Annotated in this window: 1 protein-coding gene; it reads right to left on the bottom strand. The window is 45.7% G+C overall.

The genetic code is table 11. The annotated features are described in order from the left end of the window. Positions 1 to 269, bottom strand: a 269-nt coding sequence (locus tag IB245_RS28945) for a biofilm formation regulator BssR (RefSeq protein ID WP_318652990.1), incomplete at its 3' end; no start/stop codon positions are given. Positions 270 to 477: the final 208 nt, after the last annotated feature.

Raw genomic sequence — 477 nt, 5'->3', positions numbered from 1 at the left:
GCAATGGAGAGCACCTCAGCGGCACGACGCAGCGCCATCAGCTCGCATTCATCGTATTCCGCTTTCAGGGTCGGTGCTTTTTCACGCATGAAATTGCAAAGTTCAAACAGGTTATCACGCAGATGTTCGCTTTCGCTGACTGACATATAGCCTTTTGCCTTCCTGAGCTGCAGATACGCGGCCAGGTCGATTCGGGCGTTGATCAGCTTGTTAAGCAGATCGCGTTTCAGTCTGTCAACGGACATGCTATTTCCTCCTCTGTCAGCCATGTTGCACATTCAGAATAAGGTCATGTTTTGTACAATTTAATGCCTGAGCTCAATAATTCTTAACTGATTAACATTCTTTACAATGTTACAACCTTTCCTCACCGCATCCGCCATGCAAAGAATGTATAAATCCCCCGCGATACGCTGTAAAATCCCGCCCTGATAACTCCATAATTGATGAATTTTTAACCTATGAGCAATGTTACGC

The organism is Pseudomonas sp. PDM02 (assembly GCF_014852285.1).
In the GTDB taxonomy this organism is placed as follows: domain Bacteria; phylum Pseudomonadota; class Gammaproteobacteria; order Pseudomonadales; family Pseudomonadaceae; genus Aquipseudomonas; species Aquipseudomonas migulae.
Note: the sequence above shows the minus strand (reverse complement) of the source record. Positions and strands in the feature narration are given on the sequence as shown.